Origin of the sequence: Massilistercora timonensis, assembly GCF_048354975.1 — a bacterium.
Classification (GTDB): Bacteria; Bacillota; Clostridia; order Lachnospirales; family Lachnospiraceae; genus Massilistercora; species Massilistercora timonensis.
Genome location: NZ_DBGCJQ010000047.1, coordinates 1 through 22,637, shown reverse-complemented (window position 1 = coordinate 22,637; position 22,637 = coordinate 1). Strand labels below are relative to the sequence as shown.

Genomic DNA, 22,637 nt, shown 5'->3' with positions numbered 1-22,637 from the left:
ATTCATATATATGTAGGTGACTCAATAAATATAGACAAATGTTATCAGAAAAAAAGATAAAAATTCTTACATTTATGGAAGAAAGGTGTTATAATAATTCTATAAGAGCTTGATGGCAATGTAGGGAAGAACTTCATAGATGTAAGCGAGTGAAAACTGGCGTACAGTCTACAGGCAGTCGGCTGCCTTACTGTATGCCAGTTTTTATGAGCGTCAAAAACGAAAAGGAGGTTAAACATGTTTAGGGTCGGCGATTATGTGGCGCATTACAAAGAAGGTGTCTGTGAAGTGATCGACGTCGGGAAGCTGGAGATGAGCTGTTCGGACAGAGAGAAAGAGTATTATACGCTGAAGCCTTTGTACGATGCGGGAGGAACCGTTTATACCCCTGTAAACAATGAAAAGAGGCAGATCCGGGAGATCATTTCCGCAAAGGAAGCCAGAACGCTGATCGAACAGCTGCGGGAGGCGGAGGATCTGCAGATAGCAGATGAGAAAAAAAGAGAGGTGTTTTATAAAGAAGCACTTTTAAGCAACCAGTGCCAGAAGTGGGTCGCGGTGATCAAAACCACCTATCTCAGACGGGAGAAACGGCTGGCCTGCGGAAAGAAGGCGGTAGGAATGGACGAGCGGTACTTAAGCAGCGCAGAGCGGTTTCTCACCGGGGAACTGGCCGCGGCGCTTAAAAAGCCGCGGGCGGAGATCAAGGAGTATATCATTGAGCAGATAAAAGGCTGAGAATTTAAGAGCAGGATGGAGAATCAAATGTTTGCAATCGGAGAAAAAATAACAGAGGTCAATAAGTCGAGAGTCGCGATGCCAGTGGAATATCATTTGAGGAAGCGAAAGATCTATGGAACGTGGGTGGGGCCGGACCTGCTTTACATCTCTGATGAGGTCGGGCCGTTGAAAGTGAAAAAAGGAGGCGAAATCTTTACGCCCCATGTGGATAAACGGAATATGCTCCATGTGCCGGGGAGATATGAGGGGCGGAAGGTAGAGATCAAGGGGTGTATCACTTCCATTGAGCTGAATTTTGGGAAGACAATGTAAAAAGGGACAGGGTATTTTCAATCTGGGACGTGGTATTTTTAAAAATACCACGTCCCCACTTGATTACCGGGCTGCTTTTTCGGCGAATTCTGTGGTCACCAGATCCGCATAGGGAGCGCGTTTGGTGAGTTCGCCGGCTTCATCCAGGATATCCTGGAGCAGGTCGAAGCTTTCTTCCTGGAAGATCAGATTGTCTTTCCAGGTGTCCTGTTCGTAATAGCGGGAGACGATGGTGGTGATGGTGTCAAGGTCTGTCTCCTTAAACTGGGGTTCGATGACGGCGGCGATCTCTTCCGGGGTGTGGGCCTGCACGAAGTCCATTCCTTTCTGCAGCGCATTGGTGAATCCCTGGATCACATCCGGGTTTTCATCCAGGTAGCTCTGTTTGGCGGAGAATGCCGTGTAGGGAACGTATCCGCTGTCTGTGCCCAGGGAGGCCACGACATAGCCTTTGCCTTCCTGCTCCAGGCTGGTGGCGCCCGGTTCAAACTCTACGGTGAAATCCGCCTGGCCTTCTGCGAAAGCAGCGGCAGTAGAGCCAAAGTCGATGCTCTGGTCAATGGCTACATCCTTAGCCGGGTCAATGCCGTTTTGCTTCAGGATATACTCGAAGACCATCTGAGGCATGCCGCCTTTTCTTCCGCCCAGGACGTCGGTCCCTTTCAGGTCTTCCCAGGTAAAGTCAGGCATCTCCTGGCGGGCCACAAGGAAATTGCCGGCTCGCTGGGTGAGCTGGGCGAAGTTGACTACATGGTCGGTGGCGCCTTCATTGTAGGTGTAGATAGAGGCTTCCGAGCCCATAAACCCAATGTCCGCGCTGTCGGAGAGGACGGCGGTCATTGTCTTGTCGGCGCCAAATCCGGTCACCAGTTCCAGATCGATGCCTTCCTCCTGGAAATATCCTTCTTCGATGGCCACATACATGGGCGCATAGAAGATGGAGTGAGCCACCTCGTTGAGGACCACTTTCGTTTTTTCCGGATGGTTTTCTTCCGCAACGCCTTCTTCTTTGGAAGCGCAGGCGCACACAGCGGCGCTCAGCATAAGAGCGACAAGTAAAAGGGCGGTAAATCGCTTTTTCATAAAATCCTCCTTTTGCGCAAGGAAACTGCTAAGGATAGTATATTCAGGGCAGGGGAATCTGTGAAAAAGGGTGGTTCTCGGGCCGGGAATTTGCTACAATAGAGACAGACAAAGGAATGGCCCGGTCATCCGGGCGCAGGGAGATGGGATCAGATGAAGGGAAAGAAGAATCCTCTGTATAAAAGTTTTGGTTATGCCTTTGAGGGGATTTTTACATGTATCCGAAAGGAGCGCAATATGCAGATCCATTGCGTGGCTACAGTGGTGGTGGTGCTGGCAGGGATCTGGCTGGGACTCTCCAGGACAGAGTGGTGCATCTGCCTGATCCTGTTTGGCCTGATTCTGGGGCTTGAGCTGGTCAACACTGCCGTGGAGGCGGTGGTGGACCTGGCAAGCGAGGATTACCATCCGCTGGCCAAGAAGGCGAAGGATACCGCCGCCGGCGCGGTGCTGATCGCAGCGATCGCAGCCGCGGTGATCGGAGTGATCATCTTCGGGCCCAAACTTCTGGCAGTGTTCGGGCTTATATAAAATCTGTAAAAAAATACCGGAAAGGAGTTTAAGAATATGGAAAATTTAGGAGACGGAATCAAAAAAATCTTACTTGCAGGCGTGGGGACCATCGCAGTGACTTCAGAGAAATCAAAAGAGATCCTGGACGAGCTGGTGAAAAAGGGCGAACTGACCGTTGAGCAGGGAAAAGCCCTCAACCAGGAGCTGAAGCACAATCTGAAGGAGACGGTAAAAGACAAGGTAAATGTGTCTGTGAAGCCTTCTTCTCCTGAGGAACTTGGGGAGCTTCTGGAGAAGATGACGCCGGAGCAGCTGGATCAGCTGAAGGCTCAGCTCCGGAAGATGGAAGAACAGGAGGCGCCGGAGCCGGAAGCGGGATCCGGAGATTTGAATGAGTAAAGACAAAGAAGAAAATAAAACCTACAGTTCCAGACTGCGGGAGATGACGGCGGTGCTCCACAAGCACGAGATCACCCGGGGCGTAAGTCCGGAGAAGCTGCGGATGATCCTGGAGGATCTGGGACCCACCTATATCAAGCTGGGTCAGATCATGTCCATGCATTCGGACATCCTGCCCAAACGGTACTGCGACGAACTGATGCGGCTCCACTCGGAAGTGGCGCCCATGCCGTTTGCGGAAGTGGCGGAGGTGATCCAGGAGTCCTACGGGTATCCCTGGACGGAAGTGTTCCAGGAGATCGAGGAGACCCCCATTGGCTCTGCGTCTATCGCTCAGGTCCATCGGGCCATTCTCCAGTCGGGGGAGCAGGTGGTGGTGAAGGTCCAGCGTAAAGGGATCTATGAAGTGATGGCAAGGGACATCGGCCTTCTGCACAAGGCGGCCAAACTCCTGCCGGTCACTACCCTGCGGGGGCTTGTGGATCTTGACATGGTGCTGGACGAACTGTGGATGACCACCCAGGAGGAGATGAATTTTCTCACTGAGGCGGCCAATGCGGAGGAGTTTGCCAGGAAGAACCAGGATGTGGTCTTCGTGGAGACGCCGAAGCTCTACAGGGAACACACCACCACTCATGTGCTGGTGATGGAATATGTGGAAGGATTTCCCATCAATGCCAGGGAGGATCTTCTGGAAAATGGATACGACTTAAAGGAGATCGGCAGGAAATTTGTAGACAACTATATCAAGCAGGTGATGGAGGACGGGTTCTTCCACGCAGATCCCCATCCGGGAAATGTTCGGATCCGGGGCGGCAAGATCGTCTGGCTGGATATGGGTATGATGGGACGGCTGACGGAACGGGACCGGGAGCTGATCGGCGAGGTGATCCGGGGCGTGGCCTCCGGAGACATAGGCCTGATCCAGGAGGCGGTACTGGCCCTGGGAGACTTCCGGGGGAAGCCGGACCGGAACCGGCTCTATCAGGACATCAGTGATCTTATGTCCAAGTATGGAAGCGCGGATATGGGGACCATCGACATCGGCGAAGTGATGCAGGATCTGATGGATGTGATGAAAGAGAACCGGATCTCCATGCCTCACGGCCTTACCATGCTGGCCAGAGGTCTTACCCACATGGAGGGAGTTCTGGCAGAGATCACGCCGGAGATCAATATGACAGAGATCGCGGCGGCCAGGATCAAGGCGGATTTCATACAGAAACTGGACTGGAAGGCAGAATTCAAAAAAGGCGGCAAAGCCCTGTACCGCTCTCTTCACAGAGCGGTGGACATTCCTTCCCTGATGGCGGAGTTCCTCCAGGGGAGCCTAAAAGGCCAGACACGGATCAACATGGATCTTCATGCGTCCGGAGATTTAAGCCAGCTTCTCAGGCGTCTGGTCCGCAACATCGTGATGGGCCTGTGGGTGATGGCTTTGCTGATCAGTTCCAGCATTATCTGCACCACGGACATGAAGCCTAAGATCATGGGGATCCCGGCGCTGGGAGCCTTTGGTTATCTCATTGCCTTTGTGATCGTGATGTATGTATTTATCAAGCATATCTTTTCCAGGAAATAGTTGGGGACGTGTTCTTTTTAAAAAGAACACATCCCCAACTGATTTTTAAAATACAGAATTTTTCTCATATTTTGGTTCAAAAGTGGCCTGTATGGACAGCTTTTTGAACTGTTTCAGATCTACAGATCCCACCATGACGGAAGTATGGGCCTGGCAGCCTTTCAGATTGGGGATCTGATCCAGAGCTTTCTGAGCCACCGGGTCTGTGGCGGCGCTGACAGACAGGGCGATCAGCACCTCGTCTGTGTGAAGCCTTGGATTGCGGCTGCCCAGATACTGGGTCTTCAGCTTCTGGATAGGCTCGATGGCCTCCGGGGAGATCACGTGCCGGTCATGGTCAATACCCGCCAGTTCTTTCAGCGCGTTCAAAAGAAGGGCTGCGGAAGCTCCCAGAAGATCAGTAGTCTTGCCGGTGATCATGCGCCCGTCGTGGAGCTGGAGCGCTGCCGCCGGGCCGCCGGTCTCCTCCGCCCGCTTAAGAGCTGCATCCACCACCGGGCGGTCATGGACGGTGACGCCGGCCTGGTTCATGAGCATCTCGATCTTATAGACCTCTGCATCGGAGCAGGCCCCGATGAGAAGCCGGCGCAGGGAGTTGTAATACCTGCGGATGATCTCCTGGCGGGAGGCTTCCCGGCAGGCTTCGTCGTCGCAGATACAGTTGCCGGCCATGTTGACTCCCATGTCTGTGGGAGATTTGTAAGGGCTCTCCCCATAGATCCGCTGGAAGATGGCGTTCAGCACCGGGAAGATCTCCACGTCCCGGTTGTAGTTGACGGTAGTCTCTCCGTAGGCTTCCAGGTGGAAGGGATCGATCATGTTGACATCGTTGAGATCTGCTGTGGCTGCCTCATAGGCCAGGTTCACCGGGTGCTTCAGAGGAATATTCCAGATGGGGAAGGTCTCGAATTTGGCATAGCCTGCGCAGACGCCCCGCTTGTGTTCGTGGTAGAGCTGGGACAGGCAGACGGCCATCTTGCCGCTTCCGGGGCCGGGAGCCGTTACCACCACCAGAGGCCTGGAAGTTTCGATGTAGTCGTTCTTGCCGTATCCCTCCTCGCTGACGATCAGCGGGATATTGGTGGGATATCCCTGGATGGGATAATGGCGGTACACTTTGATCCCCAGCTTCTCCAGCCGGTTCTTGAAGAGGGCGGCGCTCTCCTGGCCGCTGTATTTTGTGATCACCACGCTGCCGACAAAAAGTCCGTGGCTTTTGAAGACGGACATGAGGCGCAGCACGTCCACATCGTAGGTGATGCCCAGATCTCCGCGGATCTTATTCTTCTCGATATCATCCGCGCTGATCACGATGATGATCTCCGCCTGGGAGGAGAGCTGCATGAGCATGCGCATCTTGCTGTTGGGCTGAAACCCGGGAAGGACCCGGGAAGCATGATAGTCGTCAAACAGCTTGCCGCCGAACTCCAGATAAAGCTTGTTGTCAAAGTGGCTGATCCGCTCCCGGATGTGGGCGGACTGCATCTGCAGATACTTTTCGTTGTCAAATCCTGTTTTCATTCTCATTCCTCTTATGTCTGTATAGTGCTCGTTTTTTTAATACCTTACTAGTATACTACAAAAGGGAAGAAGTTTACAATCTTTTCTGCAGGAAAAAAGAGGGGGCCAAAAAGGCATAAAAAAAGTATAAAAAGAATATGATAAATCTATGTTTTTATTGATTTCTGACAGGGCTGTCCGTATAATGTAAGAGAAATACAGGAGGAAAAAAATGGACAACCAGAACAATCAAAATAGAAATAATCAGGATCCCAACAGAAATAACAGGCAAGGGATCTCTTTTGTAGTTTTAGTGACTTTGATCACCACCATCCTTGTCCTGGCGCTTTTTCAGTTCCAGGGGACCGGGACGGAGGAGGAGATCACCTATGACAAGTTCCTTCAGATGGTGGACGACGGCAAGGTGGCAGAGGTACAGATCCAGAATGACCGGCTGCTGATCAAGGCGAAGAAAGAAGACGGCGAGCGGGTGGCCAAGGAGTACTACACCGGCGTGGTGCAGGACGACACCCTTTCGGATCGCCTTTATAAGGCCAATGTGAAGTATTCCCAGGAGATCCCGGACACCACTTCCGCTGTGGTGCTCAACGTGCTCCTGACCTTCCTTCCCATCGCTCTTATTGTGGGAACCTTCGTGTGGATGACGAGAAAGATGTCCAAAGGCGGAGGTGTGATGGGCATTGGAAAAAGCAATGCCAAGATGTATGTGGAGAAGCAGACCGGGGTTACCTTCCAGGATGTGGCGGGCCAGGATGAGGCCAAGGAGTCCCTTCAGGAAGTGGTGGATTTCCTCCACAATCCGGGGAAATATACCAGCGTGGGGGCCAAGCTTCCCAAAGGAGCCCTGCTGGTGGGACCTCCGGGAACCGGTAAGACGCTTCTGGCCAAGGCTGTGGCAGGAGAGGCAAAAGTGCCCTTCTTCTCCTTGAGCGGCTCGGCTTTTGTAGAGATGTACGTGGGCGTGGGCGCGTCCAGAGTCCGGGATCTGTTTAAACAGGCCCAGCAGATGGCGCCCTGTATCATTTTCATCGATGAGATCGACGCCATTGGAAAGAGCAGAGACAATCAGCTGGGGAGCAACGATGAGCGGGAACAGACGCTGAATCAGCTTCTGGCGGAGATGGATGGATTCGAGAGCAACAAAGGTCTGGTCCTTTTGGCGGCCACCAACCGTCCGGAGATTCTGGACCCGGCGCTTCTGCGGCCTGGCCGGTTTGACCGGCGGATCATTGTGGAGAAGCCGGATCTGAAGGGCCGGATCGATGTGCTGAAGGTACATTCCAAGGATGTGCGGATGGATGAGACGGTGGATCTGGAAGCTATTGCCCTGGCAACTTCAGGAGCGGTGGGATCGGATCTTGCGAATATGATCAACGAGGCGGCTATCAATGCGGTGAAGCATGGGCGGAACGCGGTGTGCCAGGCCGATCTTTTTGAAGCGGTAGAGGTAGTCCTGGTGGGCAAGGAGAAGAAAGACCGGATCATGAGCCAGGAAGAGCGCCGGATCGTATCCTACCACGAAGTGGGACACGCGCTGGTAAGCGCCCTGCAAAAGGACGCGGAGCCGGTGCAGAAGATCACCATCGTGCCCCGTACCATGGGAGCTCTGGGGTATGTGATGCAGACGCCGGAGGAAGAGAAGTTCCTGAACACCAAGAAGGAATTGCAGGCGATGCTGGTAGGGATGCTGGCAGGCCGGGCGGCGGAGGAGATCGTGTTTGACACAGTGACCACAGGAGCCGCCAATGATATTGAGAAGGCAACCAGTATTGCCCGCGCCATGATCACCCAGTATGGTATGAGCGAGAAGTTCGGACTCATCGGGCTGGAGTCCATCCAGCACCGGTATCTGGACGGAAGACCGGTGGCCAACTGCGGTCAGGAGACGGCTTCCGAGATCGATCACGAGGTCATGAAGATACTGAAAGAATCCTACGAGGAGGCCAAGCGGCTTCTGGGCGAGCACCGGAAGGCCCTGGACGAGATCGCGGCTTTCCTGATCGAGAAGGAGACCATCACCGGCAAAGAATTTATGGATATCTTCCATCAGGTGGAAGGGATCACACCCGAAGACGGCCAGGGGAAAACGGAGGAGCGGATCGCCATGAATCCGGTTCAGGAGACCGGTTCCGGGGAAGAACAGTAAACAGAAGAAAACAAGTGGAAGATGCAGCGATGTTGAAGTTCAATGTCGCTGCATTGTGCTGAGGGAGCGCAATGTTTGATATCCAGGAGGAATTAAAAAAACTGCCAGGCAAGCCTGGAGTATATCTGATGCATGATGAGAAGGATGAGATCATCTATGTGGGGAAGGCGGTGAGTCTTAAGAACCGGGTCCGCCAGTATTTCCAGAGCAGCCGGAACAAGGGGGCCAAGATCGAGCAGATGGTGACCCACATCCGGCGGTTTGAGTATATCATCACGGATTCGGAACTGGAGGCCCTGGTGCTGGAGTGTAACCTGATCAAGGAGCACCGGCCCAAATACAATACCATGCTGATGGATGACAAGGCATATCCTTTTATCAAGGTGACGGTGGAAGAACCTTATCCCCGGGTGATGCTGGCCCGCCGGATGGCCAAGGACAAATCCCGGTATTTCGGCCCTTACACCAGCGCAGGGGCAGTGAAGGATACCATTGAACTGATCCGCAGGCTCTACCATGTGCGAAGCTGCAACCGGAAGCTGCCCAGGGACATTGGGAAAGAAAGGCCCTGCCTGAATTACCACATCCATCAGTGCAAAGCGCCCTGTCAGGGATATATTTCTGAGGAGGAGTACCGGAAATCCATTCAGGAGGTGCTCCGTTTCCTGGGAGGAAATTATGAGGGGATCTTGAAAGACCTGGAGGAGAAGATGAACCAGGCATCAGAGGATCTGGAATTTGAGCGGGCCATCGAATACCGGGAGCTGCTCTCCAGCGTGCAGAAGATCGCCCAGAAGCAGAAGATCACCGATACCGCCGGGGAGGACCGGGACATCCTGGCAGTGGCCTCGGGAGGGGAGGACGCGGTGGTGCAGGTGTTCTTCATCCGGGGCGGCAGGCTGATCGGCCGGGATCATTTCTATCTGAAGATCGGGGAGGGAGACGGCGCAGGCGAGATCCTCTCCAGCTTTGTGAAACAGTTTTATGCAGGGACGCCCTATATCCCCGCGGAGATCATGCTGCCGGAGCCGGTGGCGGACGCGGAAGTCATCGAGGAGTGGCTCAGTGGAAAACGAGGGCGGAAGGTGCATATCCGGATCCCGCAGAAAGGGATGAAGGAAAAGCTGGTGGAGCTGGCGGAGAAGAACGCGGCCCTTGTGCTGAATACAGACAAAGAACGGCTGAAGCGGGAAGAAGGACGGACCATAGGCGCGGTGAAGGAGCTGGAGAAGATCCTGGGACTTACCGGCATCCGGCGGATGGAAGCCTACGATATCTCCAATACCAGCGGTTTTGCCTCTGTGGGTTCCATGGTGGTCTATGAGCGGGGCAAGCCTAAGCGGAACGACTATCGGAAGTTCCGGATCAAAGGCGTTCAGGGACCGGACGACTACGCCAGCATGGAAGAGGTGCTGACCCGCAGATTTCAGCACGGCCTGGAAGAACAGAAGGAGGGGAAGGATCTGGGAGGGTTCCGGGAGTTCCCGGATCTGATCCTGATGGACGGCGGCAAAGGGCAGGTCAATGTGGCGCTTGAGGTCCTTGAGAAACTGGGATTATCCATTCCGGTATGCGGAATGGTGAAAGACGACAACCATCGGACACGGGGACTATACTACAACAATATCGAGCTTCCCATTGACAAGGATTCGGAGTGCTTCCGCCTGATCACCCGGATCCAGGACGAGGCCCACCGGTTTGCCATCACTTTTCACCGGCAGCTTCGGGGGAAAAGCCAGGTGCATTCTGTGCTGGATGATATCCCCGGCGTGGGTCCTGCCAGAAGGAAAGATCTGATGCGGCACTTTGAGAACATTGAGGCTATCCGGAACGCGGATATCGAGGAATTAAAAAAACTGCCTTCCATGAATGAAAAATCCGCCCGGGACGTATATCACTTTTTCCATTGATGTGGTAGAATGATTGCACAGGTGATACAATAGAAGAAATGAAAAGGAAAAGGAGAGTATCATGGATAGAAACGTCAAAGTAAGCGCGATCGTGGAGAAGATGAATCTGAAGAATCTGACGCCGGAAGTGGATTATTCGGAGAAGATCGTGGAAGTTCCGGACATCAACCGCCCGGCGCTGCAGCTGACCGGCTATTTTGAACATTTTGATGCAGAGCGGATCCAGGTGATCGGTTTTGTGGAGTATACCTACCTGCAGAAAATGTCGGAGGAGGAGAAGGAAAGGATCTATTCCATGCTCTTATCCTATAAGCTGCCGGGGATCGTGTATTCCAGAAGCCAGATGCCGGATGCGATGATGCTGGAAAAAGCGGTGGCCGCCAATATCCCGGTTTTCCAGAGTGAGATGAAGACCTCTCAGTTCACGGCAGAGCTGATCCGGTGGCTGAATGTGGAGCTGGCCCCCTGTATCTCTATCCATGGCGTGCTTGTGGACGTATACGGCGTTGGAGTCCTGATCATGGGTGAGAGCGGGATCGGAAAGAGTGAGGCCGCTCTGGAACTGATCCAGAGGGGACATCGTCTGGTGAGCGACGATGTGGTTGAGATCCGCAAGGTGAGCGATGAGACCCTGGTGGGGACAGCGCCGGACATTACCCGGCATTTTATCGAGCTTCGGGGCATCGGTATCGTGGATGTAAAGAGTCTGTACGGTGTGCAGAGCGTGCGCGCTACTCAGAATATCGATCTGGTCATCACTCTGGAGGAGTGGGACAAGGATAAGCAGTACGACCGGCTTGGCCTGGAGGAAGAGTACACCGAGTTCCTGGGGAACCGGGTGGTGTGCCATCAGATCCCCATCCGCCCGGGCCGGAACCTGGCCATCATCACAGAGACGGCGGCCATCAACTACCGTCAGAAGAAGATGGGCTACAATGCTGCGCAGGAACTGTACAAGCGGGTACAGGAAAATATGAGAAAGAAATAAGGGGTGAGCGTTATGGAATTTTGCTTTGGAGTAGATATCGGAGGCACCACGGTTAAGATCGGCCTGTTCCAGACAGACGGGACACTGGTGGACAAATGGGAGATCCCTACCAGGACGGACAATGAGGGAGAAGCGATTCTCCCGGATATCGCGGAATCTCTGGAAGTTACACTGAGAGAAAGAGGGATCGCAAGAGACCTGGTGCGGGGGATCGGGATCGGGATCCCGGCCCCTGTGAAGGAGGACGGTATTGTCCAGCGTACTGCCAACCTGGGTTGGGGATATAAAGAAGTGAAGCGGGAGGCAGAAGAGCTGACCGGATTCCGGACGGCAGTGGGAAATGACGCAAATGTGGCGGCTCTTGGCGAGATGTGGCTGGGGGCAGGCAAAGGCTACAAAGACCTGGTCATGGTAACCCTTGGCACTGGTGTCGGCGGCGGGATCATTGTAAACGGCCATCCTCTGATCGGCGCCCACGGAGCGGCAGGAGAGATCGGCCATATCTGCGTAAACTATGGGGAGATCGACATCTGCGGCTGCGGAAAGAGGGGCTGTCTGGAGCAGTATGCGTCTGCGACCGGTATCGTGCGGCTTGCCAGGAAGCGTCTGCAGAAAGACGAGGAGCCTTCTGTTCTGCGGGAGAAAAAGCTCAGCGCCAAGCTGGTGTTTGACGCCCTGAAGGAGGGCGACCTGGTGGCGGAGGAGATCGTGGAGGAATTCGGCTCCTACTTAGGATATGCGCTGGCCAATGTGGCGGTGGTCACCGATCCGGAAGTGATCGTGATCGGCGGCGGCGTGTCCAAAGCGGGGGATATCCTTCTGAGATATGTGGAGAAATATTTCCGGGAGAAGGCCTTCTTTGCCAACCAGAATATTTCTTTCGCGCTTGCGAAGCTGGGAAATGACGCGGGGATCTGCGGAGCCGCGAAACTGATCCTTTCCTAGGATAGAGAAGAGAACGGGGGTGAGACATACAGGTCCCACCCCCTTAAAAATCAATCTATAACAGATGTTCCATGATCAGGGCGTAGAGCTCCTGATTTTTTTTCGCCCAGTTGCCGGAGATGGTCTGGGCCTCTTCTTCAGATGGAACGGTAAGAGTCAGGTCGATAAGGGGAGCATTCTGCTCCAGGACCTGGCACTGGACGGCGTATTCCCCGGCGGGCGTCCGGTAGTAGTCAGTCTTTACCGACACCTCGTTCTTCAGATCATATTTTTTATCTTTTAAGAAATCATTGATGTCCTTCTGAATGGCGGGGGAAATGTCTCCTTTAAAATAATGGATGGTCTCCTCGCCCTCTTCCGTAAGATGAAGGAAGGTGCGGCTGTGGGTGGACTCTTCCCGGATGAAGCCGGACTGGGCAAGCTCGGAGATGGCCTGCTGCAGTTTGAAATAAGTGGTGTAGCCTTCGTCCAGGATAAATTCCGAGACCTGAGAGTTGGTGAGGGGAAAATCCACCTTGTCCAGCATATATAACACGATCAGTTTGTAAAGTTTAAAGCTTTCTGCCATAAGAGAACTCCTTTCCCTGCCAGAGGTCGTTTTGTTTAAAGTAAGCCTGGATCTGGTTCAGCACCCGGCGTTTGTCGCCGCTCCAGGAAGGGGCCATAAGTAGAGACTTGGGTCCGTCTCCGGTGAGCCGGTGGATGACCATATCCGGACGGATATGGCAGATGCAAAGCCCCAGAAGCTCCAGGTATTCTTCCAGGGTGGGGATCCAGAAAGGCCGGGCCTCATAGACCGCTGCCAGGTCCGTGCCCTTAAGGACGTGAAGAAGCTGCAGCTTCAGCCCCTGGACGTCCGCCTGGTTGAGATAGTTCAGGGTGTCCAGCATCATTTCCGGGGTTTCGCCGGGAAGGGCCAGGATAGTATGGACGATCACTTCAATGCCGGCAGCCCTCAGATCGGTCACTGCCCGGTCGAAGACCGGGAGAGGGTAACCCCGCCGGATAAACCGGGCGGTCTCTTCATGGATGGTCTGCAGTCCCAGTTCCACCCAGACAGGCTTGATCTGATTCAGTTCTTTGAGAAGCCGGATCACTTCCGGGGGAAGGCAGTCCGGCCGGGTTGCGATGGCCAGGATCCGTACTTCCGGGCAGGCAATGGCCTGGGAGAAGATCTCCTTCAGATAAGCCGGGGATGCGTAGGTGTTGGTGTAAGCCTGGAAGTAGGCAATATAGGAATTGCCCCTGTATTTCCGGGCAACCTGAGCTTTCGCCTGACGGATCTGCTCCGGGATGTCAAGGCAGGAGGCGGCGGCAAAGTCGCCGGAGCCTCCCTGGCTGCAGAAGATGCAGCCCCGCTCTCCGATGGAGCCGTCCCGGTTGGGGCAGGTCATGCCCCCGTTCAGGGAAAGCCGGTAGAGCTTCTCTCCGTAAGTGTTCCGCAGGTGGTAGTCCAGAGAATGGTAGCGCTTTTCGCCCCAGTATACTGCCATATCGGTGTCAGATCCTTTCTAGATCGCATGTCTGATCCTGATAACTATCATAGCATTCCCGGAAGGCGGAAGCAATAAAGTTTCCCTCAAACTTTACGAAAAAAGGCTTTAAAAACAAAAAGAACTGTAGTATAATATTCCATAATTTCAAAAGAAGTCGATTCAGACTGTGATTCCCGTTGTAAGCAGTTTATATAGTAAATAGTATGGATGAAAGGAATTGTTTCAGAAAATGATGAGAGAGAAGTATGAATCTCTGCCGGTGGCTACGTTGAGAGACCTTGCGAAAGCAAGAGGGATCAAAGGCGTTTCAGCAGCAAAGAAGGCAGAGATCGTAGAACTTATGCTGCAGGAAGACGAAAAAGAGAAAAAAGAAGAGAAAAACGCAGTAAAAGAGATGTCCGCCAATACCGGGGACCGGGAGGTCCACGACATCGACAAGCTGGACAGCGGCGTGACAGTCAGCGGGATCCTGGAAGTTCTCCCGGACGGATACGGATTCATCCGGAGCGACAATTATCTTCCGGGAGAAAACGATGTGTACGTCTCTCCTTCCCAGATCCGCAAATTCAACCTGAAGACCGGGGATATCCTGGAGGGACATACCAGGATCAAGACTCAGCAGGAGAAGTTCAGTGCGCTTCTGTACCTGACCAGGATCAATGAGATCGATCCTATGAGGGCTATGCGCCGGGCGAATTTTGAAGACATGACGCCCATTTTTCCCGATGAGCGGCTGAAGCTGGAGCGGGGAAGGACAAGCACAGCCATGCGGATCATGGATCTTCTGTCCCCCATCGGAAAGGGGCAGAGAGGAATGATCGTGTCTCCGCCGAAAGCAGGAAAGACCACTTTGCTTAAACAAGTGGCACTCTCTGTACGGCAGAATAACCCGGAGATCCATCTTCTGATCCTGCTGATCGATGAGCGGCCGGAGGAAGTGACAGATATCAAGGAGACCATTGAGGGAGAGAATGTAGAAGTGATCTATTCCACCTTCGACGAACTGCCGGAGCATCACAAGCGGGTGTCGGAGATGGTGATCGAGCGGGCGAAACGTCTGGTGGAACACAAGAAGGACGTGATGATCCTGCTGGACAGCATCACAAGGCTTGCCAGGGCCTACAACCTGACGGTTCCCCCGTCAGGAAGGACCCTGTCCGGTGGTTTGGATCCGGCGGCTCTGCACATGCCCAAGCGGTTCTTCGGAGCGGCCCGGAATATGCGGGAAGGCGGAAGCCTTACCATCCTTGCCACAGCCCTGGTGGACACGGGGAGCAAGATGGACGATGTGATCTATGAGGAGTTCAAGGGAACCGGCAATATGGAGCTTGTCCTTGACCGGAAGCTGTCAGAAAAGCGGATGTTCCCGGCCATCGATATTCCCAAGTCCAGCACCCGGCGGGAAGACCTTCTGCTCAGTCAGGAAGAGCTGGAGGCAGTGGAGACCATGCGCAGAGCGCTGAACGGACTTCGCTCCGATGAGGCGGTGGACAACATCCTTACCATGTTCTCCCGGACCCACAACAACCAGGAACTGATACAAATGGTAAAAAAGACAAAATTAATCTAGACAATAGGCGGCTTTTGTGATACAATAACAAAGCTGTTTAGAAAACGAAAGATCATCGCATCAAGCGAAGCATAATAAAGAAGAGGTGAAATCATGAAACAGGGAATCCATCCAGAGTATTATCAGGCAACGGTAACTTGTAACTGCGGCAACACGTTTGTAACAGGTTCTACCAACAAAGACATCCACGTAGAGATCTGTTCCAAATGCCATCCGTTCTACACCGGTCAGCAGAAAGCTGCTCAGGCTCGCGGCCGTGTTGATAAGTTCAATAAGAAATACGGAATGGGTAAATAAGTTTACAAGAGTCGGGTTGAGGTTTTTAAGGATCTCAACCCTTTTTAACTTGAAGGATACAAGAAAAAGGAGCTTTATGAAATCATCGAATATCGGAGGTCAGGCGGTCCTGGAAGGGATCATGATGAAGCACAGGGAGGATTACGCCGTGGCGGTGCGAAAGCCCGACGGAGAGATTTTTGTGCAGAAAGATACCTACCCGGGGATCATTCCCTGGAAGCCGCTGACTACCATCCCTTTTGTTCGGGGGATTTTCAATTTCATTGATTCTATGGTGCTGGGGATCCGGACGCTGACTTTTTCCGCCAGCTTCTATGAGGAAGAGGAGGAAAAGGAAGAAGCGCCTCTTACCCATGAGGAAGCAGCCCGGAGAGAACGCCGGGAGAAATGGCTCATGAGAGGGACAGTGGCCTTCTCAGTGGTGGTGGCTGTGGCTATCTTTATGGTATTGCCTTACCTTCTTTCTTCCCTGCTTGGCAGGTGGGTGTCCTCCTACCATGTGCGCACCGTGATCGAAGGATTTGTCCGGATCGGCATTTTTGTGGCTTATGTGATGCTGATCTCCCGGATGGAGGATATCCAGAGGACCTTCATGTACCACGGGGCGGAGCACAAGTGCATCAACTGTATTGAACACGGGCTGCCGCTGACGGTGGAGAATGTAAAACAAAGTTCCCGGCAGCATAAGCGCTGCGGCACCAGTTTCCTGTTCTTTGTGCTGGCTATCAGCATTGTGCTGCTGCTTCTTATCCAGGTGGAGTCCCCGGTGATGCGGGTGGCTATAAGGGTCCTGCTCCTGCCGGTGATCGCAGGGGTGTCCTATGAGGTCCTGAAGCTGGCGGGAAGAAGTGAGAACCCGGTGGTGAATCTCTTAAGCAGGCCGGGTCTTGCCATTCAGAAGCTGACCACCAGGGAGCCGGACGAGAGCATGATCGAGGTGGCCATCGCGGCGGTAGAAGCAGTATTTGACTGGAGAGCATATGAAGCAGAAAATTTCCACACTTCAAACGATATACCGGGAAGGGAAAGAACAGCTTGAGTTATCCGGCGTTCCGGACGCTGACCTGGACGCCTGGTATCTGCTGGAATTTGTCACAGGGATATCCAAAGCCCGGTATTACGGGAATCCGGAAGCCGGGATGGAGGAAGAGGAAGTCCTCCGGTACCGGGATGTGATCCGCCAGAGGGCGGAGAGGATCCCACTGCAGCATATCACCGGAGAACAGGAATTTATGGGATTCTCCTTCCAGGTGAATGAGCATGTGCTGATCCCCCGCCAGGATACGGAGACCCTTGTGGAAGAAGCGCTTGGGGTGCTGAAGCCAAAGATGGAGATCCTGGATCTGTGCACCGGATCCGGATGTATCCTCCTAAGTCTCCTGAAGCTGGGAGAAAAGCAGGGGATAGCCGGACTGAAAGGGACCGGGGCGGATATCTCCCGGGAAGCCCTGAAGGTGGCGGAAGAAAACGGAAGACGGCTTGAGATCCCGGGAGACCAGCTTGCCTGGGTCCGGGGAGATCTCTTTGAGAAGCTGGAAGGCCCCTTTGATCTTCTGGTATCCAATCCGCCTTATATTCCCTCCGGTGAGCTTTCGGGCCTTCAGGAGGAAGTAAGGCTCCACGATCCGGCGCTGGCTCTTGACGGCCACGAGGACGGCCTTTATTTCTACCGCAGGATCGCGGCGGAGGCAGGAAAGTATTTAAGAGATGGCGCATTTCTCATGCTGGAGATCGGCTGGGATCAGGGAGAAGCAGTGAGAGGTCTCCTTGAGGCCGCCGGGTACCAGGAAGTGGAAGTGAAGAAGGATCTGTCGGGAAATGACCGCGTTGTGCGGGGACGATATGGAAAATAGAGGAGGAAACAAGAGATGTTTGATAAACTGGAAGATCTGCTCATCCGTCTGGATGAGATCCTGAGCGAACTTCAGGAGCCGGATGTGGCCAATGACCAGGAGCGGTTCCGGAAGCTTATGAAGGAGCAGAATGACCTGACTCCGATCGTGGAGGCATACAAGGAGTATAAAGCCAGCAAACAGGCCATCCAGGACAGCCTGGATATGCTGGAGGAAGAGTCTGACGAGGAGATGCGGGAGCTGGCCAAGGAAGAACTGAATGAGGCCAAGGCAAGGGTGGAAGAGCTGGAGCATGAACTGAAGATCCTCCTTCTTCCCAAGGACCCCAATGACGATAAGAACGTTATGGTGGAGATCCGGGCCGGAGCCGGCGGCGATGAGGCTGCCCTCTTCGCGGCGGAGATCTACCGGATGTACCTGCACTACGCAGAGGGCCGCCGCTGGAAGGTGGAGATGATCTCCCTCAATGAGAACGGCATCGGCGGCTTCAAGGAGTGTGTGTTCATGATCACCGGACAGGGAGCTTACTCCCGTCTGAAATATGAAAGCGGCGTTCACCGGGTACAGCGGGTGCCGGAGACGGAGAGCGGCGGGCGTATCCATACTTCCACCATAACCGTTGCCATCATGCCGGAGGCGGAGGACGTGGATGTGGTGATCGATGAGAAGGATATCCGGATCGACGTGATGCGCGCTTCCGGAAACGGAGGTCAGTGTGTAAACACCACGGACTCTGCGGTCCGTCTGACCCACTATCCCACCGGGATCGTGATCTACAGCCAGACTGAGAAGTCCCAGCTCCAGAATAAGGAGAAGGCCTTCAAGCTTCTGCGTTCCAAACTTTATGACCTGGAGATGGAGAAAAAGCAGGCGTCCGAGGCGGAGGCCAGAAGAAGTCAGATCGGAACGGGAGACCGCTCTGAGAAGATCCGTACCTACAACTTCCCCCAGGGAAGAGTGACGGACCATCGGATCAAGCTGACTCTGCACAAGCTGGATTCTGTGCTGAACGGAGATCTGGACGAGATCATCGACAGCCTGACTGCGGCGGACCAGGCCGCGAAGCTGGCGAATATGAATGAAAACGAATAGAGAAAGTAAAACGCCGGCAGTTTCAAAAGACTGCCGGCATTTTTATTGCGATCACTGAAGAGAAAGACTCTTTCCCAGCCGCCGCTCCAGAGCCAGGGCAAGTCCCAGCTTCACAAGGTCCGGGATCACAAAGGGGAAGACGCACCAGCCAAGAACGGGAAAGATCCCCATACTTTCCTGAGTCCTGGTGTAAAGAAGAAGGAACCAGGCGGTGCCAAAGGCATAAAGGACCACCAGGCCCAGGAGAAGCCCCAGGAACCGGATCTTTCTTGTCTCTCCCAGAAGAGCGGTGATCCCCCAATAGGTAAGTCCCATGGCAAGAAAGCCCAGGATGTAGCCGCCGGTATTGCCAAGGAGTACGCCCGGGCCAGCGCCAAACTGGGAGAATACCGGGACGCCGGCAGCCCCCAGGGCGATATAGACCAGGATGGTGACCGTACCTCGTTTGCCGCCCAAGGCGGAAAGGATGAAAAACACCGCGAAGGTCTGCATGGTAAAGGGAACCGCCGCCGGGACGGTGATCCAGGAACACAGAGCGATGAGCACTGCCCCCAGAGCCATATAGACAAGATCAGTGGAAGAATGGTTCATAAGCAGGATACCTCCTTTGATGGGCATTACTATATCATAAAATACCCTTAATTGTAAACCAAAATGAAAAATAAAGTTTACAATTGGGGGCACGGCTTGTAAGATTTTGAAGAAAATGCTATACTAAAACACGTGCAATTACAAGTAAATGCAGGAATCACAAGAAAGGGACTTTATGGAAGACAGTCAGTTTAAGAAGGCAGAACTAGAAGATAAAGAGATCATTTCCCATTATTTTAAGCATCATACCAGCAGAAGCTGTGAGCGGACCTTTGTCAACGTGTATCTCTGGTCCCGGCAGTACCCGGTGAAGTGGGCGGTGATTGAAGGGGCCCTGGTCTTTAAGAGCCAGGATGAGGATCATCTGTCCTATGCCTTTCCGGCAGGGGAAGACGAAGCGGTGCAAAAGGCTCTGGAGCAGATGATGGAATTCAGTGAGAGGAACGGATTTCCCTTTAGTATGTATAACGTGACACCGGCAGATTTTGAGCGGCTGGAGCGCTGGTATCCGGGGCGGTTTCAGATCGAGTATGACCGGGATCAGGCAGATTATGTGTATGAGTCGGAGAAACTGATCACCCTGGCCGGGAAGAAGCTGCACGGCAAGCGGAACCATATCAATAAATTTAAGAACACCTATGGGGATGACTGGAGCTATGAGCCCATTCACAAGGAGAATCTGGAGGAGTGCTTCCAGATGGCCCTGAAGTGGCGCAATGAGAACGGCTGCGATGACGATCGGGAGAAGAACGCGGAGATGTGCGTGACCCTCAACGCCCTGCGGTTGTTTGAAGAGCTGGAACTGACGGGCGGGCTTCTCAGGGCAGGAGGAAGGATCGTGGCCTTCACCCTGGGGGAACCAGTCTGTTCCGATACCTTTGTGGTCCACATTGAGAAGGCATTCGCGGAGGTGCCGGGAGCCTATCCCATGATCAACCAGCAGTTTGCGGAGCACGCCTGCGCAGGATATCAATATATCAACCGGGAGGAAGACACAGGTTCAGAAGGCCTGCGCAAAGCCAAGCTTTCCTACCGGCCGGTATTTATGGTAGAAAAAGGAATGGTTACAGAAAAGGAGAGATAAGCGATGATAGCAGAGAAAATGAAAGGCCTGGTGGCCAACAGTTCCGCCATCCGGGCGATGTTTGAGGAAGGCAACCGCCTGGCAGGGATCTACGGGGCGGAGAATGTGTTTGATTTCAGTCTGGGCAATCCCAACGTGCCGGCGCCGGAGTCGGTGAAGCAGGCGATCCTGGATCTGGTGGAAGGGGAGGATCCTCTGGTGCTCCACGGCTACACCAACAGCAACAGCGGATACGCGGATGTGCGCCAGACAGTGGCGGATTCTCTGAACCAGCGTTTCGGCACAAAGTTTGAAGGTAAAAATATCATCATGACCGTGGGCGCGGCCGGCGGCCTGAACGTGATCCTGAAGAGCCTGATCAACCCGGGGGACGAGGTGATCACCTTTGCCCCGTATTTCGGAGAGTACCGGGCTTATACCAGCAACTATGACGGCGTTCTGGTGGAGATCTCCCCGGATACGGAGACCTTCCAGCCTAAGCTTGATGAATTTGAGAAAAAGATCACGCCCAAGACCAAGGCGGTGATCGTCAATACACCCAACAATCCCACCGGCGTGGTCTACTCTGAGGAGACCATCAAGAAGCTGGCGGCGATCATGGAGCAAAAACAGGAAGAGTACGGCACAGAGATCTATCTGATCTCCGATGAGCCTTACCGGGAGCTGGTTTACGACGGGGCGGAGGTGCCCTACCTGACCAAATATTATGCCAATACCATTGTGGGATACTCCTACAGCAAATCTCTGTCACTTCCGGGAGAGCGGATCGGTTATCTGGTGATCCCGGACGAGGTGAAGGACAGCGGGGATCTTCTGACGGCGGCCAACGTGGCGACCAGGATCCTGGGATTTGTCAATGCTCCTACACTGCAGCAGAAGGTAGTGGCCAAATGTATCCATGAGAAGACGGATATCTCTTACTATGACCGGAACCGGGAGACCCTTTACAACGGGCTGAAGGAATGCGGCTTCACCTGTATCAAGCCGGAGGGAGCTTTCTATCTCTTTGTGAAGTCCCCGGTGGCGGATGAGAAGGAATTCTGCGCCGCGGCGAAGAAGTACAACATCCTGCTGGTACCGGGAAGTTCCTTTGCATGTCCCGGCTATGTGCGCATTGCCTACTGCGTATCCTATGAGACCATCGTGAACTCCCTGCCTAAATTCCGGGAGCTGGCCAAGGAGTATTTTTAGATGAAAGCATTTGAGAAAAATATACGGAAAGTACAGCCTTATGTTCCGGGAGAGCAGCCCAGGCGCCCGGTGGTGAAACTGAATACCAATGAGAATCCCTATCCGCCGGCGCCGGGGGTGAAAAAAGCCCTTCAGGAGCTGGACACAGACCGGCAGCGGCTCTATCCGGACCCGGACTGCCGGGAGCTGGTGCGCCATCTGGCGGACTGGTACGGCGTGGGGGAGGATCAGGTGTTCGTGGGGGTTGGCTCCGACGACGTGCTGTCCATGTGCTTCCTGACCTTCTTTAATTCTGAGAAGCCCATTTTCTTCCCGGACGTCACTTATTCCTTCTATAAGGTCTGGGCGGATCTCTATCGGATCCCCTATGAGTGCAAGCCGCTGGATGAGGACTTCCGGCTGGTGAAGGAGGATTATTACGGGGAGAACGGGGGGATCATTTTCCCAAACCCCAATGCTCCCACCGGGATCTATGAGGAACTGGAGACGGTGGAGGAGATCCTGAACCACAACCGGGATGTGATCGTGATCGTAGACGAGGCTTATATTGACTTTGGAGGCCGGTCCGCCCTGGAGCTTCTGGACCGTTACGACAATCTGATCGTGACCCAGACCTTCTCCAAGGCCCGCTCCATGGCGGGGATGCGTATCGGATATGCCATTGCCAGCCCGGCGCTTATCAAATATCTTCTGGACGCCAAGTTTTCCTTTAACTCTTATACCATGAATCAGGCGTCTATCGCATGCGGGTCGGCGGCTCTTGAGGACCGGAAGTATTTTGAGGAGAATCTCCGGAAGATCATCAGGACCCGGGAACGGGCGAAAGAAGAGTTTGCCAGGCTGGGATTTTGCTGTCTGGATTCGAAGGCCAACTTCCTCTTTGTCACCCATCCGGAGTATTCCGGTGAGGAATTGTTCCAGGCGCTGAAAGAAGAAGGGATCTATGTGCGTTTCTGGGGAAGTCCCCGGATCGAGGATTACCTGCGGGTCACCATTGGCACCGAGGAAGAAATGGAGATCTTATTTGAATTTTTGCGAAATTATATGAAGAAGTAAAGGAGAGTTTTTGACCATGCTGAAGAAATTGCTTCAGGGGCTTGTGATCGGAATCGCCAATATTATTCCGGGAGTCAGCGGAGGGACCATGATGGTGGCCATGGGGATCTATGACAAACTGATCCACGCCATCACCCACCTGCGCAAGGAGTTCAAGGAAAGCGTCCGGTTCATGTTTCCCATTTTTGTGGGGATCGCGGTGGCCATCATCGTTGCGGCCAGGATCCTGGAATTTTGTTTTGCCATGTTCCCCATTCAGACCAACCT

At 53.7% G+C, this 22,637-nt stretch carries 23 protein-coding genes; 18 read left to right on the top strand and 5 right to left on the bottom strand.

Features of this window, described 5'->3' with window-relative positions; translation table 11 throughout:
• Positions 1-237 precede the first annotated feature (237 nt).
• Positions 238-738 carry a CarD family transcriptional regulator gene (locus tag ACML7B_RS03970; RefSeq protein ID WP_418539405.1) on the top strand — a complete coding sequence of 167 codons (501 nt, stop codon included), beginning with the start codon at positions 238-240 and terminating at the stop codon, positions 736-738.
• Positions 739-765: 27 nt separating this feature from the next.
• Entirely contained in the window at positions 766-1,053 is a 288-nt protein-coding gene (locus tag ACML7B_RS03965) for a hypothetical protein (protein WP_418539404.1), read from the top strand.
• A 63-nt stretch (positions 1,054-1,116) separates the two neighbouring features.
• Here the strand turns inward: ACML7B_RS03965 and ACML7B_RS03960 are convergent, their stop codons facing one another.
• The gene (locus tag ACML7B_RS03960) at positions 1,117-2,136 is read right to left on the bottom strand and encodes an ABC transporter substrate-binding protein (RefSeq protein WP_418539403.1); all 1,020 of its coding nucleotides are present in this window, start codon (positions 2,134-2,136) and stop codon (positions 1,117-1,119) included.
• Between the two features lie 153 nt (positions 2,137-2,289).
• On the opposite strand from ACML7B_RS03960, the gene ACML7B_RS03955 reads away from it, so the two are divergent.
• From ACML7B_RS03955 to ACML7B_RS03945, 3 genes are read left to right on the top strand one after another with little or no spacing between them, the layout of a single operon-like run.
• Complete coding sequence (locus ACML7B_RS03955) at positions 2,290-2,667, top strand: diacylglycerol kinase family protein (RefSeq protein ID WP_418539402.1); 378 nt, start codon at positions 2,290-2,292, stop codon at positions 2,665-2,667.
• Between the two features lie 36 nt (positions 2,668-2,703).
• A complete protein-coding gene (locus ACML7B_RS03950; RefSeq protein WP_418539401.1) occupies positions 2,704-3,048 on the top strand; it encodes a phasin family protein in 345 nt (114 codons plus the stop codon).
• Positions 3,041-4,630, top strand: a complete 1,590-nt coding sequence (locus tag ACML7B_RS03945; protein ID WP_346707881.1) for an ABC1 kinase family protein — start codon at positions 3,041-3,043, stop codon at positions 4,628-4,630. Before ACML7B_RS03950 ends, ACML7B_RS03945 begins: the two co-directional genes overlap by 8 nt.
• Positions 4,631-4,675: 45 nt before the next feature.
• On the opposite strand, the gene ACML7B_RS03940 is transcribed toward ACML7B_RS03945, so the two are convergent.
• Positions 4,676-6,151, bottom strand: a complete 1,476-nt coding sequence (locus ACML7B_RS03940; RefSeq protein ID WP_418539400.1) for a DUF1846 domain-containing protein — start codon at positions 6,149-6,151, stop codon at positions 4,676-4,678.
• Between the two features lie 211 nt (positions 6,152-6,362).
• On the opposite strand from ACML7B_RS03940, the gene ftsH reads away from it, so the two are divergent.
• From ftsH to ACML7B_RS03920, 4 genes are all read left to right on the top strand, one after another.
• Positions 6,363-8,297: an ATP-dependent zinc metalloprotease FtsH gene (gene ftsH / locus ACML7B_RS03935; RefSeq protein ID WP_418539399.1), complete on the top strand. Its 1,935-nt coding sequence runs from the start codon at positions 6,363-6,365 to the stop codon at positions 8,295-8,297.
• Between the two features lie 71 nt (positions 8,298-8,368).
• A complete protein-coding gene (gene uvrC, locus ACML7B_RS03930) occupies positions 8,369-10,207 on the top strand; it encodes an excinuclease ABC subunit UvrC (RefSeq protein WP_418539398.1) in 1,839 nt (612 codons plus the stop codon).
• Between the two features lie 61 nt (positions 10,208-10,268).
• Positions 10,269-11,195 (top strand): HPr(Ser) kinase/phosphatase, encoded by a 927-nt coding sequence (gene hprK / locus ACML7B_RS03925; protein WP_346707885.1) that lies wholly within the window; start codon positions 10,269-10,271, stop codon positions 11,193-11,195.
• 12 nt (positions 11,196-11,207) lie between these two features.
• Positions 11,208-12,140 carry an ROK family glucokinase gene (locus tag ACML7B_RS03920; RefSeq protein ID WP_418539397.1) on the top strand — a complete coding sequence of 311 codons (933 nt, stop codon included), beginning with the start codon at positions 11,208-11,210 and terminating at the stop codon, positions 12,138-12,140.
• Between the two features lie 55 nt (positions 12,141-12,195).
• Here ACML7B_RS03920 and ACML7B_RS03915 read toward each other — a convergent pair whose 3' ends face one another.
• Both ACML7B_RS03915 and ACML7B_RS03910 read right to left on the bottom strand, forming a co-directional pair.
• Positions 12,196-12,708 carry a DUF4364 family protein gene (locus ACML7B_RS03915; RefSeq protein ID WP_418539396.1) on the bottom strand — a complete coding sequence of 171 codons (513 nt, stop codon included), beginning with the start codon at positions 12,706-12,708 and terminating at the stop codon, positions 12,196-12,198.
• Entirely contained in the window at positions 12,692-13,633 is a 942-nt protein-coding gene (locus ACML7B_RS03910) for a TIGR01212 family radical SAM protein (RefSeq protein WP_418539395.1), read from the bottom strand. Before ACML7B_RS03910 ends, ACML7B_RS03915 begins: the two co-directional genes overlap by 17 nt.
• A gap of 235 nt (positions 13,634-13,868) precedes the next feature.
• On the opposite strand from ACML7B_RS03910, the gene rho reads away from it, so the two are divergent.
• The 5 genes from rho (at position 13,869) to prfA (ending at position 18,448) form a co-directional block, all read left to right on the top strand.
• The gene (gene rho / locus ACML7B_RS03905; protein WP_418539410.1) at positions 13,869-15,206 is read left to right on the top strand and encodes a transcription termination factor Rho; all 1,338 of its coding nucleotides are present in this window, start codon (positions 13,869-13,871) and stop codon (positions 15,204-15,206) included.
• A gap of 93 nt (positions 15,207-15,299) precedes the next feature.
• Positions 15,300-15,503 carry a 50S ribosomal protein L31 gene (gene rpmE / locus ACML7B_RS03900; protein WP_106788836.1) on the top strand — a complete coding sequence of 68 codons (204 nt, stop codon included), beginning with the start codon at positions 15,300-15,302 and terminating at the stop codon, positions 15,501-15,503.
• 76 nt (positions 15,504-15,579) lie between these two features.
• Positions 15,580-16,542 (top strand): DUF1385 domain-containing protein, encoded by a 963-nt coding sequence (locus ACML7B_RS03895; RefSeq protein WP_418539394.1) that lies wholly within the window; start codon positions 15,580-15,582, stop codon positions 16,540-16,542.
• Positions 16,484-17,356, top strand: coding sequence for a peptide chain release factor N(5)-glutamine methyltransferase (prmC, locus tag ACML7B_RS03890; RefSeq protein WP_418539393.1), 873 nt, complete (start codon positions 16,484-16,486; stop codon positions 17,354-17,356). Before ACML7B_RS03895 ends, prmC begins: the two co-directional genes overlap by 59 nt.
• A gap of 15 nt (positions 17,357-17,371) precedes the next feature.
• Positions 17,372-18,448, top strand: coding sequence for a peptide chain release factor 1 (gene prfA / locus ACML7B_RS03885; protein ID WP_106788833.1), 1,077 nt, complete (start codon positions 17,372-17,374; stop codon positions 18,446-18,448).
• A 51-nt stretch (positions 18,449-18,499) separates the two neighbouring features.
• Here the strand turns inward: prfA and ACML7B_RS03880 are convergent, their stop codons facing one another.
• Positions 18,500-19,039, bottom strand: a complete 540-nt coding sequence (locus ACML7B_RS03880) for a biotin transporter BioY (protein ID WP_418539392.1) — start codon at positions 19,037-19,039, stop codon at positions 18,500-18,502.
• 175 nt (positions 19,040-19,214) lie between these two features.
• Here ACML7B_RS03880 and ACML7B_RS03875 point away from each other — a divergent pair, with 175 nt between their 5' ends.
• The 4 genes from ACML7B_RS03875 to ACML7B_RS03860 form a co-directional block, all read left to right on the top strand.
• Positions 19,215-20,123 carry a DUF2156 domain-containing protein gene (locus ACML7B_RS03875; RefSeq protein WP_346707892.1) on the top strand — a complete coding sequence of 303 codons (909 nt, stop codon included), beginning with the start codon at positions 19,215-19,217 and terminating at the stop codon, positions 20,121-20,123.
• Between the two features lie 3 nt (positions 20,124-20,126).
• Positions 20,127-21,314 (top strand): pyridoxal phosphate-dependent aminotransferase, encoded by a 1,188-nt coding sequence (locus ACML7B_RS03870; RefSeq protein ID WP_346707893.1) that lies wholly within the window; start codon positions 20,127-20,129, stop codon positions 21,312-21,314.
• Positions 21,315-22,370 carry a histidinol-phosphate transaminase gene (hisC, locus tag ACML7B_RS03865; RefSeq protein ID WP_418539391.1) on the top strand — a complete coding sequence of 352 codons (1,056 nt, stop codon included), beginning with the start codon at positions 21,315-21,317 and terminating at the stop codon, positions 22,368-22,370. It abuts the gene before it with no gap.
• A gap of 16 nt (positions 22,371-22,386) precedes the next feature.
• The coding region (locus ACML7B_RS03860) for an undecaprenyl phosphate translocase family protein (protein ID WP_418539390.1) at positions 22,387-22,637 on the top strand (251 nt) is incomplete at its 3' end.

What these genes read in the sequence shown, in the direction of transcription:
- ACML7B_RS03915 (WP_418539396.1), bottom strand. Translation starts at nt 12,708, where the DNA reads ATGGCAGAAAGCTTTAAACTTTACAAACTGATCGTGTTATATATGCTG.
- ACML7B_RS03955 (WP_418539402.1), top strand. Translation starts at nt 2,290, where the DNA reads ATGAAGGGAAAGAAGAATCCTCTGTATAAAAGTTTTGGTTATGCCTTT.
- ACML7B_RS03940 (WP_418539400.1), bottom strand. Translation starts at nt 6,151, where the DNA reads ATGAAAACAGGATTTGACAACGAAAAGTATCTGCAGATGCAGTCCGCC.
- uvrC (WP_418539398.1), top strand. Translation starts at nt 8,369, where the DNA reads ATGTTTGATATCCAGGAGGAATTAAAAAAACTGCCAGGCAAGCCTGGA.
- prfA (WP_106788833.1), top strand. Translation starts at nt 17,372, where the DNA reads ATGTTTGATAAACTGGAAGATCTGCTCATCCGTCTGGATGAGATCCTG.
- hisC (WP_418539391.1), top strand. Translation starts at nt 21,315, where the DNA reads ATGAAAGCATTTGAGAAAAATATACGGAAAGTACAGCCTTATGTTCCG.
- rpmE (WP_106788836.1), top strand. Translation starts at nt 15,300, where the DNA reads ATGAAACAGGGAATCCATCCAGAGTATTATCAGGCAACGGTAACTTGT.
- ACML7B_RS03870 (WP_346707893.1), top strand. Translation starts at nt 20,127, where the DNA reads ATGATAGCAGAGAAAATGAAAGGCCTGGTGGCCAACAGTTCCGCCATC.
- prmC (WP_418539393.1), top strand. Translation starts at nt 16,484, where the DNA reads ATGAAGCAGAAAATTTCCACACTTCAAACGATATACCGGGAAGGGAAA.
- ACML7B_RS03875 (WP_346707892.1), top strand. Translation starts at nt 19,215, where the DNA reads ATGGAAGACAGTCAGTTTAAGAAGGCAGAACTAGAAGATAAAGAGATC.
- ACML7B_RS03920 (WP_418539397.1), top strand. Translation starts at nt 11,208, where the DNA reads ATGGAATTTTGCTTTGGAGTAGATATCGGAGGCACCACGGTTAAGATC.
- ACML7B_RS03895 (WP_418539394.1), top strand. Translation starts at nt 15,580, where the DNA reads ATGAAATCATCGAATATCGGAGGTCAGGCGGTCCTGGAAGGGATCATG.
- ACML7B_RS03910 (WP_418539395.1), bottom strand. Translation starts at nt 13,633, where the DNA reads ATGGCAGTATACTGGGGCGAAAAGCGCTACCATTCTCTGGACTACCAC.
- ftsH (WP_418539399.1), top strand. Translation starts at nt 6,363, where the DNA reads ATGGACAACCAGAACAATCAAAATAGAAATAATCAGGATCCCAACAGA.
- ACML7B_RS03945 (WP_346707881.1), top strand. Translation starts at nt 3,041, where the DNA reads ATGAGTAAAGACAAAGAAGAAAATAAAACCTACAGTTCCAGACTGCGG.
- ACML7B_RS03965 (WP_418539404.1), top strand. Translation starts at nt 766, where the DNA reads ATGTTTGCAATCGGAGAAAAAATAACAGAGGTCAATAAGTCGAGAGTC.
- rho (WP_418539410.1), top strand. Translation starts at nt 13,869, where the DNA reads ATGAGAGAGAAGTATGAATCTCTGCCGGTGGCTACGTTGAGAGACCTT.
- ACML7B_RS03950 (WP_418539401.1), top strand. Translation starts at nt 2,704, where the DNA reads ATGGAAAATTTAGGAGACGGAATCAAAAAAATCTTACTTGCAGGCGTG.
- ACML7B_RS03960 (WP_418539403.1), bottom strand. Translation starts at nt 2,136, where the DNA reads ATGAAAAAGCGATTTACCGCCCTTTTACTTGTCGCTCTTATGCTGAGC.
- ACML7B_RS03880 (WP_418539392.1), bottom strand. Translation starts at nt 19,039, where the DNA reads ATGAACCATTCTTCCACTGATCTTGTCTATATGGCTCTGGGGGCAGTG.
- hprK (WP_346707885.1), top strand. Translation starts at nt 10,269, where the DNA reads ATGGATAGAAACGTCAAAGTAAGCGCGATCGTGGAGAAGATGAATCTG.
- ACML7B_RS03970 (WP_418539405.1), top strand. Translation starts at nt 238, where the DNA reads ATGTTTAGGGTCGGCGATTATGTGGCGCATTACAAAGAAGGTGTCTGT.